Raw genomic sequence first — 24561 nt, 5'->3', positions numbered from 1 at the left:
GTGGGAGCGAGCTCCCGCAAGGTTGTGCAGGCCTTCGTTCAGCCTGGCGCCTTGGAACGCACCTGGACCGTCACCCACTCGGACCGCTGGCTGACGTCATCCAGGCGCTCGACCTGATAGAACACGTTCACCGACCTGTCGCGCTGCGCCTGCCAATACCAGGCAGGAATCACAAACACCAGCGGCCGACCTGCCGTGGCCTCGGTGATTTCGCGTTCAAGCACATAGGCGGAGTTGCCATTGCACTGCAACCCGACCCACTCGCCCGCCTCCAGCCCGGGGTCATCGATGACAACCGTCACCCCTTCTTGCAGGTCGTCGACCTCCAGCCACCCAGCGTTCATCTCCCGAATCTGAAGGGCCTTCAACGCAGGGCGCAGCAGCGGACCGATGTGCAACGACAAGGGCTCGGCACGACGCACCGAATGCCCACGCCTGACGACATAGGCCAGGACCAGATCGTGTCCCACATAGGGAGCGATCAACGAGTGGTCGATCCAGAGCGATACCTCGCGGCCAACCGCATGAGCTTCTATATCCAGCACATCGCGCCACAGCGCGTTGGAATCCTTGCTGGCAGTCAGGATCAAGCGATCGCCAACCGCCATCCTGGCGTAGGGCCGAATGCTCACCCAGGTTCCGTCAGGCACCCGATTCGGATCGAGACTGCCGCCTACCGCATCGTTGGCAATGGCAGGCAGCAGTTGCGGCGATGCATCGCCGATCTCCAGTTGCAGGTGTTCTGAAACCAACGTGCCCGGCAATCGTTTGCCCATCACCTGGTAGGAGATCTCCAGCGAGCCACCGTCCAACTCGGCGATATGCGGTTCGCGCACGACGAACACGACGTCTCGCCCTACTTGCCGCTCCGTGACGAACCCGGCCACTTCATGCCGGTAAGGCTCACCCTCGTTGTTGAGCCCATGCCAACGCAGCAGCACCTCATCCCCGCACGTCATCATGGGATAAGGTTTGACGGTAACGACGGTCTTGCGCCAAGCGGGGTTGATCACCCCGTCCCTGGCCGCAGCCAGGACCGGTGGCGACAGCCTTGTTCCTGAGGTTGAGCGGGATCGTTGAAGAGAGGGGTAAGTGATCATATGCAGGCTCCAGTCCTTGGATGAAGGCACCGTTTGCATAACGGTGCTCGATGGAGCTATTAAACCCCACTCGCGCCAAACCCACAGCCAGACAAGACGACAACGGCGGTGGTCCCTGGCGTTCAAAGATGTAGCTGCATACGACCCGGGTTATAGGAGACCGCCTATACCTTTTGCCACTGTCGGGTTATTTCCCACTTTTCCCACTATTTCTATTCCGGTTTCCCCGGCCCAACGCGGTTTCTTCCTACACCATCCATTTCAGGCCTGGATTAGAGTGAGGTCGCAAATTCATCGTGAACCTCTTCGAAAAAGGTACGAACATGCAACGGAATGCAACCACTCAATTTCCCATCCTGTTGATCCATGGGTTGTTCGGGTTTGACAGGGTCGGCGGTTTCGAACTTTTCCATGGCATCAAACAAGCCCTACGCGCAGGCGGTGCCCGGGTGTTCATCCCGAACTTGTCAGCCACCCATTCCAACGAGGCCAGAGGCGAACAACTGTTGGCGCAGATCGATCGGGTCCTGGTCGGCACCGGCACCACTCGGGTCAACCTGATCGGCCACAGCCAGGGTGCGCTGGCCTCCCGGTATGCTGGCGCGCTGGCACCCGACAGGGTGGCCTCGGTCACGTCGGTCAGCGGCCCTAACCATGGCTCCGAGCTGGCCGACTTCCTGCACAAGGCCCTTACCCCCGGACGGCTGCCAGGGCATGTGGCAAGGGGCGTCGCCACGCTGTTCGCCGATTTCATCTCGTTTCTGGACGGCCAGGCGCAGCTATCGCCGGCCGCCGTCGCCGCACTGGCGGCACTGACCACTGAAGGCGTGGGCGCCTTCAATGACAAATACCCTCAAGGCCTGCCAAAGCACTGGGGCGGGAACGGTCCGGACAGGGTCAACGGCGTGCGCTACTACTCATGGAGCGGCACGCTGCGAGAGTCGACGGATAAAGAACAAGGACCTCTGCAGGTTTTCTGCCGCGCCTTTTCCGAATACTTCATCACCGAAGCCGGGCAAAACGACGGCCTGGTCGGGCGTTTCAGTTCGCACTTGGGCAAGGTCATTCGCTCCGACTACCCCATGGACCACATGGAGGCTATCAACCCAGCAGGCACCACAGAGCTTTACCTGCGCCACGCCGAGCGCCTGCGCAAAGCTGGCCTTTGATCGCCGGACCCAAGGTTTTGACGCATTTTTAACAACACCCCGTTAATGAATCCGGTAGGCTCAACACCTTTAAATACAGCGAAAGGAATTTCCCCCATGGCCAAAGCCACTGCCCGCCACATCCTGGTTTCCACTGAAGACAAGTGCAACGAACTCAAGGCCCAGATCGAAGCTGGCGCCGATTTCGCCGAAGTAGCCAAGACCAACTCCTCCTGCCCATCCAGCCGTCAGGGCGGCGACCTGGGTTCGTTCGGCCCGGGCCAGATGGTCAAGGAATTCGACACTGTGGTATTCAGCGCACCGATCAATGTGGTCCAAGGCCCGGTCAAGACCCAATTCGGCTACCACCTGCTGGAAGTCACCAGCCGTCAGGACTGATGACCCCTAGTGGGAGCACGGCTTGCCCGCGATGAACGATGACGCGGAACAGCTGTTGGACCGCGGCGCGGCAATTGCGGGCAAGCCTTGCTCCCACAGGACTTGCTCCCACGCATAGCTCCCTTCGCCATAAGCGCTGGCGATACAGACGCCGCTCGCGTACAAATCGTTTCATCGATCATCCGGCTCTAAGGCTGACAATGCGACTGGCGTTCCCTTCCCTGTTATTGACTGCCGTGGTCCTGCTGACAGGCGCCGTCGGCGTCGATGCAGCACCGCAACATGCCCTGACCGTCTATGGCGAACCGGCCAAATATGCCGAAGGCTTCAGCCACTTCGCCTACACCAATCCCCAGGCCCCCAAAGGCGGGACCATGCGCCGCTCGGCCATCCAGATCGGCCATTTCGACCATCTGCTGCCGTATATCGACAAAGGCATCGGGGTCAGCCAGATCGATGGCCTACTGTATTCGCCACTGGCCCAGCGCTCGTTGGATGAACCCTATACCGTCTACGGTCTGGTGGCGCAGAAGATGGAGCGGGCTGACGATGGCCTGTCGCTGCGCTTCTACCTGAACCCCAAGGCACGCTTCGCCGATGGCAAGCCCATCACCGCCCAGGACGTGCGCTACAGCTTCGAGCTGTTGATGACCCAGGGCAGTCTGAGCTATCGCACCCAGTTAGCGGCGGTCAAGGACGTCGTGGTCGAGAACGAGCGCACCGTTCGCTTCAACTTCAAGAACAACGAAAGCCGCACCCTGCCCCTGGACATCGCCACCCTGCCAGTCTTTCCCGAACATTGGTGGAAGAGCCGCGATTTCGCCAGCGGCGGCGGTTACGAGGCGCCACTGGGCAGTGGCCCCTACCGGGTGAGCAAGGTCGATTCCGGGCGCAGCATTACCTTCAAGCGCAATGCCAATTGGTGGGGCAAGGACCTGCCGGTCAGTCGTGGGCTCTACAATTTCGACCATTTCAGAATCGAGTATTTTGGCGACATCGACGTCGCCCGCCAGGTGCTGCGCGGCGGCGCCTATGATTACAACCGTGAATTCTCTGCCACCGGTTATTCCATTGGCTATGACAGTCTGGCCCTGCAGGATGGTCGCCTGCAAAAGGCCCACCTGGCCACCGAGGCCCCCCAAACCGCCCAGGGTTTCGTCTTCAACCTGCAAAAACCGCAGTTCCAGGACCGCCGCGTGCGCCAGGCCCTGGCCATGCTCTGGGACTTCGAATGGAGCAACCGCCAGATGATGCGCAACCTCTATGTGCGTCAGCAGAGTTACTTTTCCAACACCGACCTTGCCGCCCGGAAACTGCCCGATGCCGGCGAGCTGGCGATTCTCGAGCCCTTGCGCGGGCAGATTCCCGACGAAGTCTTCACCCAAGTCTTCCAGGCCCCGAAAACCGACGGCAGTGGCGTGATCCGCGACAAACAACTGCAAGCCCTGGCGCTGCTGGAACAGGCCGGCTGGAAACCCGACGGCGACCGCTTGGTGAATGCCGAGGGCGAGCCGCTGAGCTTCACGTTCCTGAACACTCAGAACAGTGTCGACCGCCTGCTGCTGCCCTACAAACGAACCCTGGCGCAAATCGGCATCGACATGAGCATCCGCCGTATCGACGCGTCCCAGTACGTCAATCGCCTGATGAGTCGCGACTACGACATGATCATTACCGGTTACCCCGTCAGCACATCGCCGGGCATGGAGCTCTACAACTACTTCGGCTCAGCGGCCGCCAACGACCCGGGGGCCAACAACTACATGGCCTTGAAGAACCCGGCGGTGGACGCGCTGATCGACGGGCTGGTCAAGGCCACCACCCAAGCCGACATGCTGCACCATGCCCACGCCCTGGACCGGGTGCTGCAATGGAATTACTACTGGATCCCCAACTATTACCCGCCAGGCAGCTCGACCGCGTGGTGGAACCGCTTCGGTATCCCGAAAGTACAGGCCAGCAATGACGAAGCCATCGAAAGCTGGTGGGAAGTGAGCACCACACCGTTGACCAACGAGCAGATGCGCGCCGAACGCATCAGACGCGGCGCCCCTGGAGGGGCGCATTGATGTGGGCTTATATCGCGCGGCGCCTGTTGCTGATCATCCCCACACTGGTGATTATCCTACTGGTGAACTTCGTCATCGTGCAGGCCGCGCCCGGCGGGCCGGTGGAACAGGCCATCGCCCAGCTGCAAGGCATCGGCGGCACCGGCGTCGGCAGTTCGGGTAATGCCATGACCGGCAGCTCCCGCGCCAGTCGCGGCCTGGATCCGCAACTGATCAAGGACATCGAGAAACAATACGGCTTCGATAAACCGGCCCACGAACGCCTGTGGCTGATGCTCGGCAGCTATGCCCGTCTCGACTTCGGCAAGAGCTTCTTCCGCGGCGCAACGGTCACCGACCTGATCCTGGAAAAGATGCCGGTGACCATTTCCCTCGGGCTCTGGGCGACGCTGATCACTTACCTGGTGTCGATCCCCCTGGGCATCCGCAAGGCTGTGCGTCACGGCTCGGCATTCGATGTGTGGAGCAGCACAGCGATCATCATTGGTTATGCGATGCCGGCATTCCTCTTCGCGATGTTCCTGATCGTCGTGTTCGCCGGCGGCACCTCGCTGAACTGGTTTCCGGTGCGTGGGCTGGTGTCGGACAACTTCGAGTCGCTGTCGACGCTGGGCAAGATCGCCGACTACTTCTGGCACCTGGTGCTGCCAGTCACGTCGCTGGTGATCGGCGGCTTCGCCACCCTGACGATCCTGACCAAGAACTCGTTCCTCAATGAAATCACCCGCCAGTACGTGGTCACCGCGCGAGCCAAGGGCATGAGTGAGCGACGGGTCCTGTACGGCCATGTGTTCCGCAATGCGATGCTGCTGGTGGTATCGGGTATTCCCCAGGCATTCATCAGCGTGTTCTTCGCCGGCTCCTTGTTGATCGAGGTGATTTTTTCCCTCGACGGCCTGGGACGCATGAGCTACGAAGCCGCGGTGGCCCGGGATTATCCGGTGGTGTTCGGCTCGCTGTTCATCTTTACGCTGTTCGGCCTGCTGATCAAACTCATCGGCGACCTCTGCTACACCCTGGTGGACCCGCGCATCGACTTCGCTGCGAGGAACGCCTGATGTTCAAGTTTTCCCCCTTGGGCCACCGGCGCTTCGAACGTTTCAAGAAGAACCGTCGGGGCTGGTGGTCGCTGTGGCTGTTCATCGGCCTGTTCATCCTGAGCCTGGGTGGCGAGTTGATCGCCAATGACAAGCCGCTGGTGGTCAGCTACCAGGGCTCACTGTATTTCCCGGTATTCAAGCGCCATACCGAACGGGAGTTTGGTGGACAGCTGCCATTCCAGGCCGACTACCGCAGCAGTTACGTGCAGAACCTGATCCACAAGGACGGCGGCTGGCTGTGGTTTCCACCGATCCCGTTCAGCGACGACACGCCCAATTACGACCTCAATCAGCCGGCCCCGAGCCCTCCCTCATCGCAGAACTGGCTGGGCACCGATGACCAATCCCGGGACGTGCTGGCCCGGGTGATCTTCGGCGCGCGGGTGTCGATCCTGTTCGCCCTGGCCCTGACCGCCATCAGCGCACTGATCGGCATCGCCGCCGGTGCGCTGCAGGGGTATTACGGTGGCTGGGTGGATTTGCTGGGGCAACGCTTGCTGGAAGTCTGGTCCGGACTGCCGGTGCTCTACCTGCTGATCATTTTGTCCGGCTTCGTGGAGCCGAATTTCTGGTGGCTGCTGGGGATCATGGCGCTGTTTTCCTGGCTGGCCCTGGTGGATGTGGTCCGCGCCGAGTTCCTGCGCGGGCGCAACCTCGAATACGTGAAAGCCGCCCGGGCCCTGGGTTTGTCGGACCGCAAGGTGATCGTGCGGCATATCCTGCCCAACGCGATGAACGCCACCCTGAGCTACCTGCCCTTCATCCTCACCGGGGCGATCTCCACCCTCACCGCCCTGGATTTCCTTGGTTTCGGCATGCCGGCCGGCAGTGCATCGCTGGGCGAATTGATCGCCCAGGGCAAGCAGAACCTGCAAGCACCGTGGCTGGGGCTGACGGCGTTTTTCACCCTGGCGCTGATTCTTTCTCTACTGGTGTTTATCGGCGAGGCGTTGCGAGACGCGTTCGATCCTCGATCTTGAAACGGCCATGAAGCGGAACCTTGAGATGAGCGACAACCTGATCGAAATCCGCGACCTGAGCGTGGCCTTCAACGACCAGACCGTGGTGCGCAACCTGTGCCTGGACATCCGCCCTGGCGAATGCCTGGCCCTGGTGGGCGAGTCCGGCTCCGGCAAGTCAGTGACGGCCCACTCGATCCTGCAATTGCTGCCCGAAACAGAAGCCCGCACCACCGGCAGCATTCGCTATCGCGGCCAGGAACTGCTGGGCGCCGATACCACAGCCCTGCGAAAGCTGCGCGGCAACCGGATCGCGATGATCTTCCAGGAGCCGATGACCTCGCTGAACCCGCTGCACAGCGTCGAGAAGCAGATCGGTGAAACCCTGATGCTGCACCGGGGCCTGGGCGGCAAAGCGGCGCGCCAGCGCATTCTGGAACTGCTGGCCCTGGTGGGCATCCGGAAACCCGCCGAACGCCTCAAGGCCTATCCCCATCAACTGTCCGGCGGCCAGCGGCAACGGGTGATGATCGCCATGGCCCTGGCCTGCGAGCCGGAACTGTTGATTGCCGACGAACCGACCACCGCACTGGACGTGACCGTGCAGCGCAAGATCCTGCTGCTGCTCAAGTCCCTGCAGCAACGGCTCGGCATGTCCTTGCTGCTGATCAGCCACGACCTCAACCTGGTGCGCAGCATCGCCCAACGGGTGTGCGTGATGAAGGCTGGGGAAATCGTCGAACAGGCGCCTTGCGAAACCCTGTTCAGCGCACCGAAACATCCCTACAGCTGCGAGCTGCTGCATGCCGAACCGGAAGGCGAAGCCCTGCCCCGGGACGAGCGCGAAAACGTGTTGCAGGTACAGGACCTGCACGTGAGTTTTCCCTTGGGCGGCGGGCTGTTCCAGCGCAAGGAATACCTGCGCGCCGTGGACGGTATCAGCCTTAGCATCCAGCGCGGCAAGACCCTGGGCATCGTCGGCGAATCCGGTTCCGGCAAGTCCACGCTCGGCCAGGCGATCCTGCGGCTGATCGACTCCAAAGGCAGCATCCACTTCCAGGGCCAGGCCCTCGACCAGCTGTCGCACAAGGCACTGCGGCCGTGGCGCAAGCAAATGCAGGTGGTGTTCCAGGACCCGTTCGGCAGCCTCAGCCCGCGTATGTCGGTGCAGCAGATCATCAGCGAAGGCCTTGAAGTCCACCAGCCTTCCAGCGCCGAACAGTGTGAAGCCCGGGTGATCCAGGCCCTCAAGGAGGTCGGCCTCGACCCTTCGACCCGTCATCGTTACCCCCACGAGTTCTCCGGCGGCCAGCGCCAGCGTATTGCCATTGCCCGGGCCTTGGTGCTCAAGCCGGCGTTGATTCTGCTGGACGAACCGACCTCGGCACTGGACCGCACCGTGCAGAAACAAGTCGTTGCCCTGCTCCGCCAGCTCCAGGAGAAGTACGACTTGACCTACCTGTTCATCAGCCATGACCTCGCGGTGGTCCGTGCCTTGGCCCACGACATGATCGTGATCAAGGACGGCAAAGTGGTCGAGCAAGGCGCCAGTCATGACGTGTTCGACTCGCCCCAGCATCCCTATACCAAGGAGTTGTTGGCGGCGGCGCATCCGGGCTGGGCATAATCGGCGTTATGCAGTTGGACCGCGTCGCGGCCTTCGCGAGCAAGTCGAAGAGGCCCGAACAGAACCCACACATTCTGGAACTATCATGAACCCCACCGAAAGCCTCAAGGATTACAAGCGCGTCCGCACGCTGGCGATCCGCTCGTTGTTCGAGATCATCGAGCAGTCCAGCGAAGGTACGGTGATTGTCGACCGTGACGCGAATATCGTCTGGATGAACGAACGCTACGCCCGCCGCTTCGGCCTGAACTCGGCGCAGGAGGCGATTGGCCGGGCATGCGAAAGCGTGATTCCCAGCAGCCTGTTGCGCGAAGTGGTGCGCACCGGACGCCCGATTCTGCTGGACATGCAGGACACGCCCAAGGAGCCGTTGGTGGTGATGCGCCTGCCGATCCACGACAGCGTCGGAGCCGTGATCGGTGCCATCGGTTTTGCCTTGTTCGACGAGCTGCGCAGCCTGTCACCCATGCTCAAGCGCTACCTGAGCATGCAGGAAGAACTGGCCTCGACCCGCTCGCTGCTGCGGGCACGACAAACCAAATACAACTTTGCCCATTTCATCGGCACCAGCAACGCCGGCCTTGAGGTCAAACGCCGTGCCCGACGCAGCGCCAGCGCTGATTCGCCGGTGCTGCTGCTCGGCGAAACCGGCACCGGCAAGGAACTGCTGGCCCAGGCCATCCACAGTGCTTCGCCGCGCGCGCACAAGGCGTTCGTCAGCATCAACAGCGCGGCGATTCCTGAATCGCTGCTGGAAGCCGAATTTTTCGGCACCGCCCCAGGGGCCTTTACCGGGGCCGACCGCAAGGGTCGCGCCGGCAAGCTGCAAATTGCCCAGGGCGGCACGCTGTTCCTCGACGAAATCGGCGACATGCCGCTGCCGCTGCAAAGCAAACTGCTGCGAGTGCTCCAGGAAAAGGAATACGAACCGGTGGGCTCCAACGAGGTGCTGCAAAGCGACGTGCGGGTGATCGCTGCCACCTCCATGGACCTGGAAGCGGCGATCAAGCGCGGAGAGTTTCGCGCCGACCTGTATTACCGCCTCAACGTACTGCCGATCCAGGTCCCGCCGTTGCGCGAACGCCTGGATGACTTGCCGGCCTTAAGCGAAGCGATCCTTGAAGAACTGCGCAGCCAGCACGAATTGAACCGCGCAGCCCTCGACCTGCTGCGGCAACACGCCTGGCCGGGCAACATCCGTGAACTGCGCAACGTGCTGGAGCGGGCCGCACTGCTCAGCGATGACCCGGTGCTCACGGCGGTGGACATCCGCGCCGCCATCGGCACCTTCATACCGGTAACCCACACGGCAAGCCCGTCCCTGGAACCGCTGTCGCAAGAAACTTTCAGCCAGGCCCGGGCACGATTCGACCGGCAGTTGATCGAAACCACCCTCGCGCAATGCGGGGGCAAAGTGGTTGAAGCGGCCGAGCGGTTGGGGTTGGGGCGGTCGACGTTGTACAAGAAGATGGTGGCGTTGGGGATTGCCTAGTCTCAATAAAGAGATTTAATTCTCTATATATAGATAGCTCCTTTGGAGCCCTTCGCGCTCATCGCGAGCAGGCTCGCTCCCACATGGGATGGCGTTTCTCCTGTTCAACGCGGTCAACTGTGGGAGCGAGCCTGCTCGCGATGAGGCCAACCCTGCCAAAAAAATCTCAAAACAGAGACAAGCCTCTCATTCCCGCCCCACAACCTCAAACAATTTCCTTATATTTCAGCCAGTTACGCACCTGGCACAAAACTCGCTAAAGCCCCCTCCACAGCGTCACCACAACAATAACAATCCAGGAGACACACCATGAGTGTGATCATTGCCTTGGCAGCCCTCACGCTGCTGATGGTCGCCGCCTACCGTGGCTACAGCGTTATCCTCTTTGCCCCCATCGCCGCCCTCGGCGCCGTCCTGCTCACCGACCCGTCCGCCGTCGCCCCTGCCTTCACCGGGGTGTTCATGGAAAAAATGGTCGGCTTCATCAAGCTGTATTTCCCGGTGTTCCTGCTCGGCGCGGTGTTCGGCAAGTTGATCGAGCTGTCGGGGTTCTCCCGCGCCATCGTTGCCGCGGCGATTCGCTTGCTGGGGACGCGCCAGGCCATGCTGGTGATCGTGCTGGTCTGTGCCTTGCTGACCTATGGCGGCGTGTCGCTGTTCGTCGTGGTGTTCGCGGTGTACCCGTTCGCCGCCGAGATGTTCCGCCAGAGTAATATCCCCAAGCGCCTGATCCCGGCCACCATCGCCCTCGGCGCATTCTCGTTCACCATGGACGCCCTGCCTGGCACGCCGCAGATCCAGAACATCATCCCCAGCACGTTCTTCAACACCACCGCCTGGGCCGCACCGTGGCTGGGCGTGATCGGCACGCTCTTCGTGTTCAGCCTCGGCATGCTGTTCCTGCAACGCCAGCGCAACAAGGCCCAGCGCACGGGCGAAGGCTACGGCTCCGAGTTGCGCAACGAGCCGGAAACCGCCGAAGACATCAAGCTGCCGAACCCCTGGATCGCTGTTTCGCCACTGCTGGCGGTAGGGCTCATGAACCTGTTGTTCACCCAGTGGATTCCCCAGTGGTATGGCAAAACCCACAGCCTGGCGCTGCCGGGCATGGCGACGCCAGTGACCAGCGACATCGCCAAGCTCACCGCGATCTGGGCGGTGCAGGCGGCATTGCTGGTGGGCATCATCATGGTCTTGCTGTTCGGTTTCCGGACCATTCGCAGCAAACTGGCCGAAGGCAGCAAGAGCGCCGTGGGCGGCGCATTACTGGCGGCGATGAACACCGCTTCGGAATACGGCTTCGGCGCGGTCATCGCATCCTTACCGGGTTTCCTGGTACTGGCCGACTGGCTCAAGAACATTCCCAACCCACTGGTCAACGAAGCGGTGACCGTCACGCTGTTGGCGGGCATCACCGGCTCCGCCTCGGGGGGTATGAGCATCGCTTTGGCGGCGATGTCCGAAACCTTTATCAACGCTGCCCACGCCGCCAACATTCCCCTGGAAGTGCTACACCGGGTGGCCGCCATGGCCAGCGGCGGCATGGACACCCTGCCCCACAACGGCGCCGTGATTACCTTGCTGGCCGTCACCGGGTTGACCCACCGCGAAGCCTATAAAGACATTTTCTGCATTACGCTGATCAAGACCCTCGCGGTGTTCTTCGTGATCGGTACGTTCTACGCCACTGGCATTGTATGAGGCTCCCATGACGACAGTTCTTTCGGGCAAAACGGCCCTGGTCACCGGCTCTACCAGCGGCATCGGCCTGGGCATCGCCTTGAGCCTGGCCAAGGCCGGGGCCAACCTGGTCCTCAACGGCTTTGGCGATGCCTCGGCAGTGATCGCCGAGGTGAAACAGTTCGGCGGCAAGGTCGGCCATCATCCGGCCGACGTCAGCGACCCGGCACAGATCGCCGACATGCTCGCCTACGCCGAGCGCGAGTTCGGCGGCGTGGACATCCTGGTGAACAACGCCGGGATCCAGCACGTGGCCGCCGTGGAGGATTTCCCGGTGGAACGCTGGGACTCGATCATTGCCATCAACCTGTCCTCAGTGTTCCACGCCACCCGCCTGAGCCTGCCGGGCATGCGTGCCAAGGGCTGGGGACGGATTATCAACGTCGCCTCGGTGCACGGTCAGGTCGGCTCGGTGGGCAAGGCGGCGTATGTCGCGGCCAAGCATGGGGTGATCGGTTTGACCAAGGTGGTCGGCCTGGAAACCGCCACCAGCAACGTGACCTGCAACGCTATCTGCCCGGGCTGGGTGCTGACACCGCTGGTGCAAAAACAGATCGATGATCGCATTGCCGCCGGCGTCGATCCGCAGCAGGCACAGCACGATCTGTTGGCCGAGAAACAGCCGTCCCTGGCATTCGTCACCCCGCCGCAACTGGGGGAGCTGGTGCTGTTCCTGTGCAGCGAAGCCGGCAGCCAGGTGCGCGGCGCGGCGTGGAATATCGATGGTGGATGGTTGGCTCAGTAAATCCCTTGCGATCCCTTGTGACGAGGGGGATTCATCCCCTTGCTCCCACAGAGTGGAGATAAATCTCCTCGCCACAAGGTTGGGTCGCTCTATAGTTTGTGTGTACACAAAAAAAACAAGAGGCACCCCATGTCCGACATCCTCTGGCAACCCAGCCCCGAACGCATCGCCCAGTCGCGCATGAACGCCTTTCGCCAGTTCGTCAACGCGCGACATCACCTGCAACTGAACGACTACCCAACCCTGCACGCCTGGAGCATCGACCAGCGCGAGGCCTTCTGGCAGGCCATCGTCGATTTCTTCGAGATTCGCTTTCACCAGACGCCCGATGCGGTATTGGTGGAAGGTTCGCAAATGCCCAGCGCCCAGTGGTTCCCTGGCGCCACGCTGAACTTCGCCGAACACCTGCTGCGCCGCCGCGATGACGCCGTCGCGGTGGTGGCGCTCGACGAAAACGGCGGCCAGGAACAACTGACCTGGGCCGAACTCGCCGCCCATGTCGCTGGCCTGCAAGCAAGTCTGAAAGCCGCCGGCGTCACTCAGGGCGATCGGGTCGCCGCTTGCATGCCCAACACCTGGCAGACCCTGGTCGGCATGCTCGCCACCACCAGCCTGGGCGCTATCTGGTCGTGTTCCTCACCCGACTTCGGAACCCAAGGCGTCATCGACCGGTTCGGCCAGATCGAACCCAAGGTGCTGATCACCTGCGCCGGTTATCGCTACGCTGGCAAGGCCATCGACCAGCGGGCCAAGGTCAATGAAATCCTCGAACGGCTACCGTCGCTGCAGCAACTGATCGTGTTGCCATATGCGCTGCCGGACGTGCGCGTCGAGGCCTTCAAGACCTCGGCCGCTGTCGCGCTGTGGAACAACTTTTATCAACCCGGTGGCGAACCGACGTTCGTCAGCGTGCCCTTCGATCACCCGCTGTACATCCTGTATTCCAGCGGCACGACCGGCGTGCCGAAGTGCATCGTCCATGGCACCGGTGGCGTGCTGCTGCAACACGTCAAGGAACATGGCCTGCACGTCGACCTCGGGCCCGAGGATCGGCTGTTCTACTACACGACCTGCGGTTGGATGATGTGGAACTGGCTGGTGTCGGCCCTCGCCGTGGGCAGCACAGTGGTGCTCTACGACGGTTCGCCGTTCCACCCTGGCCACGAGCGCTTGCTCGACTTGATCGATCAGCAGCGCATCAGCGTCTTCGGCACCAGTCCCAAGTTCCTTGCCGCCCTGGAAAGCGAGGACCTCAAGCCCCGCCAGACCCACCGCCTCGACAGCCTGAAAACCCTCCTTTCCACCGGTTCGGCGCTGGCACCCCATAGCTACGATTACGTGTACCGCGACGTCAAGCCCGACGTCTGCCTGGCCTCGATGTCCGGCGGCACCGACATTGTGTCCTGCTTCGTCAACGGCAACCCGCTGTCACCGGTGCGCCGGGGCGAAATGCAGGGCAAGAGCCTGGGCATGGCCGTGCAGGTCTGGAACGAGGCCGGTAAACCGATCATTGGAGAAAAGGGTGAGTTGGTGTGCACCCGGCATTTCCCGGCGATGCCCATTGGCTTGTGGAACGACCCTCGGCAGGAAAAACTTCGCGCCTCCTACTTCGCCCAGTTTCCCGGGGTGTGGGCTCAAGGTGACTACGCCGAAGAACTGCCCCACGGCGGTTTCTTGATCCATGGACGCTCCGACGCCGTGCTCAACCCCGGCGGCGTGCGCATCGGCACGGCGGAAATCTATCGGCAGGTGGAAAAAGTCGAGCAAGTGCTGGACTGCGTCGCCATCGGCCAACAATGGCAGGGCGATGTCCGGGTGGTGCTGTTCGTGCGCCTGCGCGATGGCGTGATACTGGATGAAGCCCTGGAGCAACGGATCCGTCAGGTCATCCGGGCCAACACCACACCGCGTCATGTGCCGGCGAAGATCCTCGCGGTCAGTGATATTCCACGGACCATCAGCGGCAAGGTGGTGGAGCTGGCGGTGCGCAATGTGGTGCATGGCGAGGTGGTGAAGAACACCGATGCCCTGGCCAACCCCGGGGCTTTGGAGCAATTTCGGGATCGTCCGGAGCTGGCTACTTGAACTGAACAGGCCTCAGACGTGTGGGGAGCAAAAACACTTGTGGGAGCCAGGTCTGTAGGAGCAAAGCTTTGCTCCTACAATGGCTACTCCAATAGGTGTTCAGTCCATAAGCCCCCACTCACCCGCCGCCGGATCGGCCGGTGGCACCGCCCCCGACTCGGCATGCAGCTTCAAACGCAAGCGCAGATTGTTCGCCGAGTCGGCATTTTTCAGGGCTTCTTCCTCATCGATGGCACCTTCAACCACCAGGTTGAACAACGCGTGATCAAAGGTTTGCATCCCCAGTTCTTCTGACTTTTCCATGATCCCCTTGAGCTCGTCGAGCTCGTTGCGCCGGATCAGGTCGGCCACCGTAGGCGAGCCCAGCATGACCTCCACCGCCGCCCGCCGCTGGCCAGTGCAGGTGCGCACCAGACGCTGGGAGACGAACGCCTTGAGGTTGTTGCCCAGGTCATTGAGCAACTGCGGCCGACGCTCTTGCGGAAAGAAATTGATCACCCGGTCCAGGGCCTGATTGGCGTTGTGGGCATGTAAAGTGGAAATCACCAAGTGCCCGGTGTCGGCAAACGCCAAGGCATGTTCCATGGTTTCCCGGTCGCGGATTTCACCGATCAGCACCACGTCCGGGGCCTGGCGCAGCGTGTTTTTCAGGGCCGCATGGAAACTGCGGGTGTCGACACCGACTTCCCGTTGATTGATGATGGATTTCTTGTGCCGATGGACATACTCCACCGGGTCCTCGATGGTGATGATGTGGCCGCTGCTGTTGCGATTGCGGTAGTCGATCAGCGCCGCCAGGGAGGTCGACTTGCCCGAACCTGTCGCACCGACGAACAGCATCAGCCCCTGTTTCTGCATGATGGCGTCTAAAAGCACCCGCGGCAGTTTCAGGTCTTCGAAGCGCGGGATGTCCAGCTTGACGTTGCGTATCACCATGGACACGTCATTGCGCTGCTTGAAGATATTGACACGGAACCGCCCGACGCCGGCCAAGGAGATCGCCAGGTTCATTTCCAATTCCCGATCGAACTCAAGGCGCTGTTCGGCGTCCATGAGAGACTCGGCGAGCATGGCAATGTCACCGACCTTGAACGCCTCGTTCCCCAAGGGCTTGAGTACACCCTCGAAGCGCGCGCACGGTGGCGCGCCCGTGGACATGTAAAGGTCGGAACCATTCTGGCTCGCCAGGATTCGCAACAACGGATCGATTTCCATGGACTGAAACTTCCGCGAGACATCAATGAAACAAGCTGAGCCGAACATGAAACCCTTCAGCCCCACCCGCACCTACCTTCCCCAGAGGATAGTAGACGCCGTGGCACAGACACGACAGCCAGGGGTTGTGTGATGAACGCGATACCCACCGGCAGCGAAACACAGCGCCTGGTCAGCCAACTGGACTGGTCCCTGACCTCGCTGGGCACTGCCCAAAACTGGCCCCAGAGCCTACTCACCGCCGTGGACATCGTGCTCCATTCGCCCACGCCGATGGCCTTGCTGTGGGGACCGCAGCTGTCCCATCTCTACAACGACGCCTTCGCCCGATTGGCCGGTGACAAGCATCCCTGGGCGTTCGGCAAGCCGACCCATACAGCATGGCCCGAACTCAGGAGTGCGACCGAAGGGATTTACCACCGCGTGTTGCATGGCCAGACACACACCTGCCGCGATCAACAATGGCGCGTGCCCTTCGCCGGCCGTCTCTGTGATGTCTGGCTAGACCTGACCTACAGCCCGGTGCATGACGAAAGCGGCAGCGTCACCGGCATCCTGGTCAGCGCCATCGAGACCAGCGAACGACGCCGCCTGGCCATGGAGTTCGAACGCCGCTCCGAGGCCAGCCTCAAGGCCCAACACGAAAGCGAAGAGCGCTTGCAACTGGCCCTGGCCGCCGCCGATGCGTTGGGCACCTGGGATTGGGACATCAGCGAGGATCGCTTTATTGCCGACGCACATTTCGCCCTGTTGCATGGCGTCGACCCCAGCCTGGCGCGCCAGTTGCCCATCAGCGCCTATCTCGAAGGCGTGCACCCCGAGGACCGGGCGATGGTTGCCCGCAGCATCAAACACTGCATCACCCACGGCACTGAATACGCCGAAGAGTACCGACTGCTGCAGCCCGACGATGAGTTGCGCTGGGTGTACGTGCGCGGCCGTTGCTACAAGGATCGCCACGGCCGCCCCAAGCGCTTTCTTGGCGCGGCGCTGGACCTGACCGAACGCAAGCGCACCGAGCAAGCCCTGCGCCAGAGCCAGAGCGAGCTGCAGTTGATCATCAACGCCATGCCGATCCTCATCAGCTACGTGGACCGCGAAGAGCGTTTCCGACTGAACAACAGCGCTTACCTGGACTGGTACGGCCTGACCCCGCAGGAGCTCTATGGCAAAACCGTCCGCGAAGTGCTCGGCGAAGAGGCCTATGTCGCCCGCGCTCAGCAGATCGCCGAGGCCCTGGCCGGCAAGCCGTGCAGCTTCACCGTGCAGATGGACCATCGCGACGGGCGCCCGCGCCATTCGCTGATCAACTACCTGCCTCGCCATGGACCGGACGATGCGGTGAACGGTTTCTACATCTTCGTGATCGACGAAACCGAGAGTCGGAAAACCGAGGAGGCCCTGCGCAACCTCAACGAAACACTGGAAGAACGTGTCATTGCCCGCACCCAGCAACTGGCCGAAGCCAATCACCGGCTGCAAAGCGAGATGTTCGAACGCGAGCGTGCCGAAGAGGCCCTGCGCCATGCGCAGAAAATGGAAGCCGTGGGCCAGCTCACCGGCGGCATTGCCCATGACTTCAACAACATGCTCACCGGCATCCTCGGCAGCCTCGACCTGATGCAACGCTACATCGCCGCAGGGCGTATCGCCGAGATCGGGCGTTTCACCGAAGCGGCGGTGTCCTCGGCCAACCGCGCGGCTGCCCTGACCCATCGGCTGCTGGCCTTTTCCCGACGCCAGTCCCTGGACCGCAAACCGCTGGACGTCAATGACCTGGTGCGCTCGCTCGAAGACCTGCTGAGCCGGACCACGGGCGATCACATCGTGCTGCGGCTGCAACTGGCCAGCGAGCTGTGGCCGGTCAACACCGACGCCAGTCAGTTGGAAAACGCCCTGCTCAACCTGGTGATCAATGCCCGCGATGCCATGCCCGAGGGCGGCGAATTGATCATCGAAACCGCCAATGTCTATCTCGACGGTACGGACATCAACACCCTGGAGCCGGTCAAGGCCGGCGACTACGTGATGATCGCCGTCAGCGACAACGGCAGCGGCATGACCCCCGCCGTGCGGGCCAAGGCTTTCGATCCGTTCTTCACCACCAAGCCCATCGGCCAGGGCACCGGCCTGGGCTTGTCGATGATCTACGGGTTTGCCCAGCAGTCGGGTGGGCACCTCAACCTGGACAGTGTGCCGGGCCAGGGCACGCGGGTGCAGTTGTACCTGCCACGCTTGCACGTTTCGCCGACCCAACCACCCGACACGCCAGAGACGGTCGTCGTACCGCCGGCCATCGCCGGGGAAACCGTGTTGCTGGTGGAGGATGAACCCGCCGTGCGCATGCTGGTGCTCGACCTGTTGCAGGCCTTGGGCTACACGGCTCTCGACGCCCGGGACGCCGCGACCGCGCTTCCCGTGCTGGAATCGGACCAGCGCGTCGACCTGCTGGTGACCGATGTCGGGCTGCCGGGTATGAACGGCCGGCAACTGGCGGAAATCGCCCGTCAGCACCGACCTGGGCTCAAAGTGCTGTTCATGACCGGCTACGCCCAGAAAGCCGCCGAACGCCAGGGGTTCCTCGACCAGGGCATGGACATGGTCGCCAAGCCCTTCACCCTCGATCTGCTGGCCAACAAGATTCGGACGATGATCAGCCATGACAACTGACTTGAGGCATAATCGCCGCCCCGTCGCACCGTTCAGGTCACCACAGCAATGAAAGCCCAAGCCCGCCATATCCTGGTGAAAACCGCCGAAGAAGCCGAACAACTCAAGCAACGCATCGCCAAGGGCGAAGCTTTCGACGTGCTGGCCAAGAAATACTCCACCTGCCCCTCCGGCAAACGCGGCGGCGATTTGGGGGAAGTAAGGCCGGGGCAGATGGTCGGGGTGATTGATGCGGTGATTTTCAAGAAGCCGCTGCGGGTGGTGCATGGGCCGATCAAGAGCAAGTTCGGGTATCACCTGGTGCAGGTGTTCTACCGGGATTGATCGGTCACTTTGTCAGCGAAACCTGTCTGCGGAAAAAAGCGTGCCTGTGGGAGCCAAGCTTGCTCGCGATCCAGGCGATGCAGTTCTTCAGAACTTCCGCGCTCTCGTTCATCGCGAGCAAGCTTGGCTCCCACAGGCACATCGCCCCCAGTCAGCCCCTGGGCAGCAACGCCCCCGGCACCTGGATCACCCGGCTCGCCAACAGGTGCCCGGCCTCGGCCGCTTCCACCGGGCTACCGCCGAGCAAACGGCTCGCCAGGTACGCGGCGCTGAAGGAGTCCCCCGCCGCCGTGGTGTCCACGACGCGCTCGACCCGCAGGGCAGGAACTTCATAAGACTGGCCGTTGCAACGAATCAGGCAGGCCTCGGCGCCACGCTTGAGCACCACCTCGCACGTGCCGAGCGGCGCATAGGCAGCGAACACCGCCTCGCTGTCGGCATGACCGAACAACGCCTGCTCGTCTTCTACGGTCAGCAGCGCCAATTCCACATAGGGCAAGACACTGCGATACGCCGCCCGCGCCGCTTCGATCGAGGCCCAGAGCCTGGGCCGGAAATTATTGTCGAACACCACCCGCGCCCCGCGCCGACGCGCCTCGACCAGGGTTTCGATGAGCTTGCCACGCCCCTGCTCGCCGAGCACCGCCAGGGTGACGCCGCTGAAATACAGCACATCGTAATCCGGCATCGCCGCCAGGATCGCCCCAGCGGCCGGAGTGGTAAAACACTCGCGCACCGCCGCCTCGTTGCGCCAGTACAGGAATCGCCGCTCACCCGCCGCATCGGTCTGGATGCAATACAAACCCGGCAGGCGTCCCGGCAAGCGCTGGACCCTCTGCAGCCCGATGTTCTCGGCGGCCCAGCTTTCGCACATGGCATCGCTGAAACTGTCGTCGCCCAGGGCCGTGACGTAATCCACCGCGCCCCTGTCGCCCAAGGCGCGGGCCAGGTACACCGCCGTGTTCAGGGTGTCGCCGCCGAAGCTTTGCTGCAGGCTGCCGTCAGCGCGTTGTTGCAGTTCGATCATGCATTCGCCAATCAGGGCGATGCGGGGTTTCTGGGAGGAATTGCTCATAAGTGATCCTGATATTTCGGTGGTGCCTGGAAGATCGCTAATCGCGGGCAAGCCACTCGGTTCAAAGGCTAGAAACACGTCTCCATGCCCTCGACCACCCGCAACTGCTCATCCACCAGGCACCCCACCCGCCACTTGTCGAACGTCAAACACGGATGGGACGTACCAAACGAAATAATATCGCCCACACGCAACTCTACCCCCGCCGCCACGCTCATGAACGCATGTTGGTCCATCACCGCCGTCACCTTGCAGCCGCTCACATCGTCACCCACCACCGCGTCCGATCCAGGCTGGTAGCGCTTGAGCGGCACCGGTAATCCGGCGTCGTAGGCCACGTCGCGCTTGCCCAGGGCGATCACCGCGAAGCCCGGCTCCGGCAGCGATTGCACATGGGCCCAGACTTCCAGGGCCGGACGCAGGCCTTCGTGCAGGTCGCTGCGGCGCTCCAGCACGCAGCACTGCGCCTCTTTGTAGATGCCATGGTCGTGGGCCACGTAGCTGCCGGGACGCAGCACGCTGAGGAAACGCCGGTGGGCATTCTGGGCTTCGAAGGATTCGGCAATCAGGTCGTACCAGGCCGACCCCGAGGCGGTGATGATTGGTTTGTCGAGGGCAAAGGTGCCGTTGTCCTGCAGTTGCACCGCCAACCGCACCAAGGACGCCGCGAACGCGCGAATACCACTGATGGCGTGGTCACCGTGGATCACCCCTTCGTAGCCTTCGATGCCGGTCAACGCCAGGGCCGATTGCGCCTGGATCGCCTCGGCCAGGGCCAGCACCTCGGCTTCGGTCCGGCAGCCACAACGACCGCCGACCACGCCGTACTCGATCATCACATTGAGCCGTACGCCGCGAGCGGCGAAGTAAACGCCAAGGTCAGCGACGTTGTCCGGATGATCGACCAGGCAGTGGAATTCGAACGCCGGATCGGCGAGCAAATCGGCAATCAGCGCCATGTTCGGCGTGCCCACCAATTGGTTGGCCATCAACACCCGACGCACACCGTGGGCGTAAGCGGCGCGGGTCTGCACGGCGCTGGCGAGGGTCAGACCCCAGGCACCGGCCTCCAGTTGCCGGCGAAACAGCGCGGGGGTCATGCTGGTCTTGCCGTGGGGCGCCAGTTCGGCACCACTGGCGCTGACGAACCCTTGCATCCAACGAATGTTGTGCTCCAGCGCCGCGCGATGCAGCACCAGCGCCGGCAGGCTGACGTCCCGTAGCAGGTGGGCGCCGACGGTGGCGGCGCCCTTCTCGACGCCGGCATTAAGGATGGCGGAAGGCATGTTCGAACTCCTCGCACACGGCCATTCGTGCCGTTGCTGTCTATTCATTGATACGACGGGCCAGGTGGTTGGCGCTTTCGATCAGCACCCGGCGGTAGTCGGCGTAATTGTTCTTGGCGTCGGCCCTTGGGGCGACGATGCACAGGGTGGCGATGGCCACGCCGCTGGGGTCTTTGACCGGTGCGGCGAAGCAATGGGTGAAGGTATCGGCGACGCTGTCGAAGGAGAAAAATCCATCGAGACCGGCCTGGCGGATTTCCTTGAGAAATTGCTCCAGGGGCAGGCGCTCGCCATCCGGCAGGATGAAGTCGTCGGGGTCGATCAGGTCGACGATCTGCTGGTCACTCAAATGCGCCAGCAGCAGGCGCCCGGACGCCGTCCAGGGGATCGGCGCGTTTTCCCCGATGTCCGATGAAATGCGGAAATGCCGCTCGCCTTCCTTCATCAGCGCGACCGTATATTTGCGCCCATTGAGCAGGCACATCTGCGCCGTTTCCCGGGTCTGGCGCACGATCTCCTGCAACGCCTGGTCAGCCTCGCGGCTCAAATCGAAATGCCGCAAGTGTGCCTGCCCGAGAAAATACAACTGGCGGCCCAGGTAGACATGGCCGTCCTTGCCCACCGGCTCGAGGATGCGCCGCTCCAGCAGCGACGCCACCAGTTCATAGACCGTGGACTTGGGGCTGCCGATGCCGCTGGCAATATCGTTCGGGCGCAGCGGTTGGCCGATTTCCTTGAGGAAGTCGAGGATATCGAACGCCCTATCCAGTCCCCGGGCCCGGCGTTTGATGGTGTCTTCGGTCATTTATTGCATTCCCGTTCATTGGTCGTAGGCGCTGTCGAGTGTAACGAGGCTGCGATCTTTCCCCAGCCAATTGAGTCTTGAGCGAAAGCCCGAAAGATCAGGATCAAAAGATCGCAGCCTTCGGCAGCGCCTACAACGGTTCAGCCCTTTTTCTTGTAGGCGACGCAGTCGATCTCGACCTTGCAATCGACCATCATGCTCGCTTGCACGCAGGCCCGGGCCGGGGCGTGTTCCGGGCTGAAGTATTCGCCGAAGACCTTGTTGAAACTCCAGAAATCCCGCGGGTCTTCCAGCCACACACCGCAGCGCACCACATCTTCCAGGCCATATCCGGCCTCCTCGAGAATGGCGACCAGGTTTTTCATGGTCTGGTGGGTCTGCTCGACGATCCCGCCGACAATAATCTCGCCGTTCACCGCCGGTACCTGGCCGGACACGTGCAACCAGCCATCGGCTTCCACGGCGCGGGCGAATGGCCGAGGCTGGCCGCCGCCTGCGGTGCTGCCGGTGCCGTAGCGCGTAATGCTCATGGGTTATCTCCTTGTTGAATCGATTGAAAGCTCAATGGATTAAAAACGTGTGTTCTTGAGAAATTCCGCCAGGCGCGGTGATTGCGGACGCTCGAATAATTCCTTCGGCGGCCCCTGCTCTTCGATGCGCCCCTGGTTCATAAACACAATCTTGTCCGACACCTCGAAGGCAAAGCGCATTTCGTGGGTCACCAGCAGCATGGTCATGCCGTCTTCGGCCAGGCCCTTGATCACGTTCAGCACCTCGCCCACCAGTTCCGGGTCCAGGGCCGAAGTGACTTCGTCGAACAGCATCAGGCTGGGGTTCATGGCAATCGCCCGGGCAATCGCCACGCGCTGCTGCTGGCCGCCAGACAACTGGCCGGGAAAGTGATCGCGCCGCTCCAACAAGCCCACCCGTTCCAGCCATTTCTCGGCCAAGGCCACCGCCTCGTCCTTGGGTAGCTTTTTCACTTTGAGCAGACCGAGGGTGACGTTCTGCAACGCGGTCAAATGCGGGAACAGGTTGAACTGCTGGAAGGCCATGCCGGTCATGGCCCGGTGCCGGGCGATGACTTTTTCAGCGTGGCGCACACGCTTGCCGTCAATGTCGTCGTAACCGATGGACTCGCCGTCGAGCATGATCTGCCCGCCCTGGAACTCTTCCAGCATGTTGACGCAGCGCAGCAGCGTGGTCTTGCCCGAACCGCTGGAGCCGATCAACGTGACCACGTTGCCGCGCTGCATGCTCAGGTCCACGCCCTTGAGCACTTCCAGCGGTCCGTATTGTTTGCGCAGGCCGCGAATGTCCAGCAGCGGCTGGGTGTTGGAGCGCTCCGTATTGGAGAGATTCGAAACGTCAGTCATGGCAAGGCCACCCGCTTTTCAATGTGCCGCCCGAGCAATTCGATGGCGTAATTGATGATGAAAAAGAGAAACCCGGCGAACAGGTAAAACTCCAGGGTCAGAAAGGTCCGGGCGATGATCTGCTGGGTGCTGAGCAGCAATTCGGCGACGCCGATCACCGACAGCAGGGTCGAGGCCTTGACGATCTCAGTGGAAGAATTGACCCAGGTCGGCAAGATCTGCCGCAACGCCTGGGGCAACAGCACATAACCCAGCGCTTGGAAAAAGGTCAGGCCGATGGCCTGGCTCGCTTCCATCTGCCCACGGGGCAATGCCTGCAAGGCCCCGCGCACGATCTCGGCCACGTGAGAGCCACAAAACAGCGTCAGGCCCAGGACACCGGCCTGGAATGCGCCGATCTGCCAGCCCAGGGCCGGGGCCATGTAGAAGCAGGCCAGCACCAGCACGAACACCGGCGTGCCGCGAATCAAGTCGACGTAAAAGCGAAACGGCGCGCGCATCCAGATCCGACCGTAGGTCAGCACCAGCCCGGTGACTAGGCCGATCAAGGTGCCCAACACAATCGCCAGCAGCGAACACTGCACACTGGTCAGGAAACCGCCCCACAGGGTGTCCCGGGCGACCCACAACTCATGCAACCAACTGGGTGATTCATACATGGGAAACTCCTAACGGCGGATCGCCAGGCGCTGCTCAAAATAGCGCAGCACCATGGCAATGAGGTAACAGGCCGCGACATACAGGGCCGTGGTCACCAGCCAGGTTTCGATCACCCGATAGCTCTCCACGTTGATCTTGCGGGCGTAATAGGTCAGCTCCGGCACCGCAATCGCGGCCGCCAGGGAGGTGTCCTTGAACAGCGAAATGAAGTTGTTCGACAAGGCCGGCAACACGTTGCGCAGCATCACCGGCACGGTGACGTAGGCTTTGACCTGCCACTCGCCCAGGCCAATGGCCAATCCCGCTTCACGCTGACCCTTGTGAATGCTCAACAGGCCGCCGCGAAACACTTCGGTCAGGTAGGCCCCGGCGTACAGCGAGAGGGTGATGACGAACGACGGCAACTTGTCCAGGCGGATGCCCAGGCTCGGCAAAGCGAAGTAGATCAACAGGATCAACACCAGGATCGGCGTATTGCGGATCACCGTGACATACACCGACGCCAGCACCCGCAAGACCCGATGTTTGCTCAGCAGCGCAAACGCCATCCCCAGGCCGATCACGCAACCGATGGCGATCGACACCAGCGCCAGGGAAAGCCCCAGGCCAAGCCCCGCCAGCAGCGTGTCGAAATCGCGCCAGACGGCGGCAAAGTTCAACTGATAATTCATGGTCGGCAGTACCTT

21 protein-coding genes are annotated in these 24561 nt (G+C 62.0%); 12 read left to right on the top strand and 9 right to left on the bottom strand.

All coding sequences use genetic code 11. The annotated features are described in order from the left end of the window. Positions 1-38: 38 nt before the first annotated feature. A complete protein-coding gene (locus AACY31_RS24955) occupies positions 39-1100 on the bottom strand; it encodes a hypothetical protein (protein ID WP_339505220.1) in 1062 nt (353 codons plus the stop codon). A gap of 323 nt (positions 1101-1423) precedes the next feature. On the opposite strand from AACY31_RS24955, the gene AACY31_RS24950 reads away from it, so the two are divergent. The 10 genes from AACY31_RS24950 (at position 1424) to AACY31_RS24905 (ending at position 14464) form a co-directional block, all read left to right on the top strand. Then, entirely contained in the window at positions 1424-2269 is an 846-nt protein-coding gene (locus AACY31_RS24950) for an esterase/lipase family protein (protein ID WP_339482981.1), read from the top strand. A gap of 96 nt (positions 2270-2365) precedes the next feature. Beyond that, positions 2366-2647, top strand: a complete 282-nt coding sequence (locus AACY31_RS24945) for a peptidylprolyl isomerase (protein ID WP_339482983.1) — start codon at positions 2366-2368, stop codon at positions 2645-2647. A 200-nt stretch (positions 2648-2847) separates the two neighbouring features. After that, positions 2848-4716, top strand: coding sequence for an extracellular solute-binding protein (locus tag AACY31_RS24940; RefSeq protein WP_339492837.1), 1869 nt, complete (start codon positions 2848-2850; stop codon positions 4714-4716). Next, positions 4716-5774 (top strand): microcin C ABC transporter permease YejB, encoded by a 1059-nt coding sequence (locus tag AACY31_RS24935; protein ID WP_339492836.1) that lies wholly within the window; start codon positions 4716-4718, stop codon positions 5772-5774. Before AACY31_RS24940 ends, AACY31_RS24935 begins: the two co-directional genes overlap by 1 nt. Continuing rightward, complete coding sequence (locus AACY31_RS24930; protein WP_339482989.1) at positions 5774-6796, top strand: ABC transporter permease; 1023 nt, start codon at positions 5774-5776, stop codon at positions 6794-6796. The genes AACY31_RS24935 and AACY31_RS24930 overlap by 1 nt, the downstream gene beginning before the upstream one ends. 25 nt (positions 6797-6821) lie before the next feature. Then, entirely contained in the window at positions 6822-8402 is a 1581-nt protein-coding gene (locus AACY31_RS24925) for an ABC transporter ATP-binding protein (RefSeq protein ID WP_339492842.1), read from the top strand. An 85-nt stretch (positions 8403-8487) separates the two neighbouring features. Then, on the top strand, positions 8488-9894 hold the full coding sequence (locus AACY31_RS24920; RefSeq protein ID WP_339505218.1) for a sigma-54 interaction domain-containing protein: 1407 nt from the start codon (positions 8488-8490) through the stop codon (positions 9892-9894). A 309-nt stretch (positions 9895-10203) separates the two neighbouring features. Continuing rightward, positions 10204-11595 (top strand): GntP family permease, encoded by a 1392-nt coding sequence (locus AACY31_RS24915; protein ID WP_339482991.1) that lies wholly within the window; start codon positions 10204-10206, stop codon positions 11593-11595. A 7-nt stretch (positions 11596-11602) separates the two neighbouring features. Beyond that, positions 11603-12379, top strand: a complete 777-nt coding sequence (gene hbdH / locus AACY31_RS24910) for a 3-hydroxybutyrate dehydrogenase (protein ID WP_339482993.1) — start codon at positions 11603-11605, stop codon at positions 12377-12379. Between the two features lie 129 nt (positions 12380-12508). Beyond that, positions 12509-14464, top strand: a complete 1956-nt coding sequence (locus AACY31_RS24905) for an acetoacetate--CoA ligase (RefSeq protein WP_339482994.1) — start codon at positions 12509-12511, stop codon at positions 14462-14464. Between the two features lie 99 nt (positions 14465-14563). Here AACY31_RS24905 and AACY31_RS24900 read toward each other — a convergent pair whose 3' ends face one another. Next, positions 14564-15679, bottom strand: coding sequence for a PilT/PilU family type 4a pilus ATPase (locus AACY31_RS24900; protein WP_339482995.1), 1116 nt, complete (start codon positions 15677-15679; stop codon positions 14564-14566). 132 nt (positions 15680-15811) lie between these two features. Here AACY31_RS24900 and AACY31_RS24895 point away from each other — a divergent pair, with 132 nt between their 5' ends. Beyond that, positions 15812-18349, top strand: a complete 2538-nt coding sequence (locus AACY31_RS24895) for a hybrid sensor histidine kinase/response regulator (RefSeq protein ID WP_339482996.1) — start codon at positions 15812-15814, stop codon at positions 18347-18349. 48 nt (positions 18350-18397) lie between these two features. Next, on the top strand, positions 18398-18673 hold the full coding sequence (locus AACY31_RS24890; protein ID WP_003182808.1) for a peptidylprolyl isomerase: 276 nt from the start codon (positions 18398-18400) through the stop codon (positions 18671-18673). 151 nt (positions 18674-18824) lie between these two features. Here AACY31_RS24890 and AACY31_RS24885 read toward each other — a convergent pair whose 3' ends face one another. From AACY31_RS24885 to AACY31_RS24855, 7 genes are all read right to left on the bottom strand, one after another. Then, positions 18825-19748: a sugar kinase gene (locus AACY31_RS24885; protein ID WP_339482999.1), complete on the bottom strand. Its 924-nt coding sequence runs from the start codon at positions 19746-19748 to the stop codon at positions 18825-18827. Positions 19749-19816: 68 nt separating this feature from the next. Continuing rightward, positions 19817-21034 (bottom strand): amino acid deaminase, encoded by a 1218-nt coding sequence (locus tag AACY31_RS24880; RefSeq protein ID WP_339483000.1) that lies wholly within the window; start codon positions 21032-21034, stop codon positions 19817-19819. A gap of 40 nt (positions 21035-21074) precedes the next feature. Continuing rightward, positions 21075-21839 (bottom strand): IclR family transcriptional regulator, encoded by a 765-nt coding sequence (locus tag AACY31_RS24875; RefSeq protein WP_339492835.1) that lies wholly within the window; start codon positions 21837-21839, stop codon positions 21075-21077. 140 nt (positions 21840-21979) lie between these two features. After that, positions 21980-22369 (bottom strand): RidA family protein, encoded by a 390-nt coding sequence (locus tag AACY31_RS24870; RefSeq protein WP_024616640.1) that lies wholly within the window; start codon positions 22367-22369, stop codon positions 21980-21982. Positions 22370-22408: 39 nt separating this feature from the next. Next, a complete protein-coding gene (locus AACY31_RS24865) occupies positions 22409-23215 on the bottom strand; it encodes an amino acid ABC transporter ATP-binding protein (protein ID WP_339483004.1) in 807 nt (268 codons plus the stop codon). Further along, the gene (locus AACY31_RS24860; protein WP_339483005.1) at positions 23212-23874 is read right to left on the bottom strand and encodes an amino acid ABC transporter permease; all 663 of its coding nucleotides are present in this window, start codon (positions 23872-23874) and stop codon (positions 23212-23214) included. Before AACY31_RS24860 ends, AACY31_RS24865 begins: the two co-directional genes overlap by 4 nt. A gap of 9 nt (positions 23875-23883) precedes the next feature. Further along, positions 23884-24546: an amino acid ABC transporter permease gene (locus tag AACY31_RS24855; RefSeq protein WP_339483006.1), complete on the bottom strand. Its 663-nt coding sequence runs from the start codon at positions 24544-24546 to the stop codon at positions 23884-23886. Positions 24547-24561 lie beyond the last annotated feature (15 nt).

The sequence above is a fragment of the Pseudomonas sp. RL_105y_Pfl2_101 genome, from assembly GCF_963970585.1.
In the GTDB taxonomy this organism is placed as follows: Bacteria; Pseudomonadota; Gammaproteobacteria; order Pseudomonadales; family Pseudomonadaceae; genus Aquipseudomonas.
This window is presented reverse-complemented; position numbering and strand designations above follow the sequence as displayed.

What these genes read in the sequence shown, in the direction of transcription:
- AACY31_RS24955 (WP_339505220.1), bottom strand. Translation starts at nt 1,100, where the DNA reads ATGATCACTTACCCCTCTCTTCAACGATCCCGCTCAACCTCAGGAACA.
- AACY31_RS24950 (WP_339482981.1), top strand. Translation starts at nt 1,424, where the DNA reads ATGCAACGGAATGCAACCACTCAATTTCCCATCCTGTTGATCCATGGG.
- AACY31_RS24945 (WP_339482983.1), top strand. Translation starts at nt 2,366, where the DNA reads ATGGCCAAAGCCACTGCCCGCCACATCCTGGTTTCCACTGAAGACAAG.
- AACY31_RS24940 (WP_339492837.1), top strand. Translation starts at nt 2,848, where the DNA reads ATGCGACTGGCGTTCCCTTCCCTGTTATTGACTGCCGTGGTCCTGCTG.
- AACY31_RS24935 (WP_339492836.1), top strand. Translation starts at nt 4,716, where the DNA reads ATGTGGGCTTATATCGCGCGGCGCCTGTTGCTGATCATCCCCACACTG.
- AACY31_RS24930 (WP_339482989.1), top strand. Translation starts at nt 5,774, where the DNA reads ATGTTCAAGTTTTCCCCCTTGGGCCACCGGCGCTTCGAACGTTTCAAG.
- AACY31_RS24925 (WP_339492842.1), top strand. Translation starts at nt 6,822, where the DNA reads ATGAGCGACAACCTGATCGAAATCCGCGACCTGAGCGTGGCCTTCAAC.
- AACY31_RS24920 (WP_339505218.1), top strand. Translation starts at nt 8,488, where the DNA reads ATGAACCCCACCGAAAGCCTCAAGGATTACAAGCGCGTCCGCACGCTG.
- AACY31_RS24915 (WP_339482991.1), top strand. Translation starts at nt 10,204, where the DNA reads ATGAGTGTGATCATTGCCTTGGCAGCCCTCACGCTGCTGATGGTCGCC.
- hbdH (WP_339482993.1), top strand. Translation starts at nt 11,603, where the DNA reads ATGACGACAGTTCTTTCGGGCAAAACGGCCCTGGTCACCGGCTCTACC.
- AACY31_RS24905 (WP_339482994.1), top strand. Translation starts at nt 12,509, where the DNA reads ATGTCCGACATCCTCTGGCAACCCAGCCCCGAACGCATCGCCCAGTCG.
- AACY31_RS24900 (WP_339482995.1), bottom strand. Translation starts at nt 15,679, where the DNA reads ATGGAAATCGATCCGTTGTTGCGAATCCTGGCGAGCCAGAATGGTTCC.
- AACY31_RS24895 (WP_339482996.1), top strand. Translation starts at nt 15,812, where the DNA reads ATGAACGCGATACCCACCGGCAGCGAAACACAGCGCCTGGTCAGCCAA.
- AACY31_RS24890 (WP_003182808.1), top strand. Translation starts at nt 18,398, where the DNA reads ATGAAAGCCCAAGCCCGCCATATCCTGGTGAAAACCGCCGAAGAAGCC.
- AACY31_RS24885 (WP_339482999.1), bottom strand. Translation starts at nt 19,748, where the DNA reads ATGAGCAATTCCTCCCAGAAACCCCGCATCGCCCTGATTGGCGAATGC.
- AACY31_RS24880 (WP_339483000.1), bottom strand. Translation starts at nt 21,034, where the DNA reads ATGCCTTCCGCCATCCTTAATGCCGGCGTCGAGAAGGGCGCCGCCACC.
- AACY31_RS24875 (WP_339492835.1), bottom strand. Translation starts at nt 21,839, where the DNA reads ATGACCGAAGACACCATCAAACGCCGGGCCCGGGGACTGGATAGGGCG.
- AACY31_RS24870 (WP_024616640.1), bottom strand. Translation starts at nt 22,369, where the DNA reads ATGAGCATTACGCGCTACGGCACCGGCAGCACCGCAGGCGGCGGCCAG.
- AACY31_RS24865 (WP_339483004.1), bottom strand. Translation starts at nt 23,215, where the DNA reads ATGACTGACGTTTCGAATCTCTCCAATACGGAGCGCTCCAACACCCAG.
- AACY31_RS24860 (WP_339483005.1), bottom strand. Translation starts at nt 23,874, where the DNA reads ATGTATGAATCACCCAGTTGGTTGCATGAGTTGTGGGTCGCCCGGGAC.
- AACY31_RS24855 (WP_339483006.1), bottom strand. Translation starts at nt 24,546, where the DNA reads ATGAATTATCAGTTGAACTTTGCCGCCGTCTGGCGCGATTTCGACACG.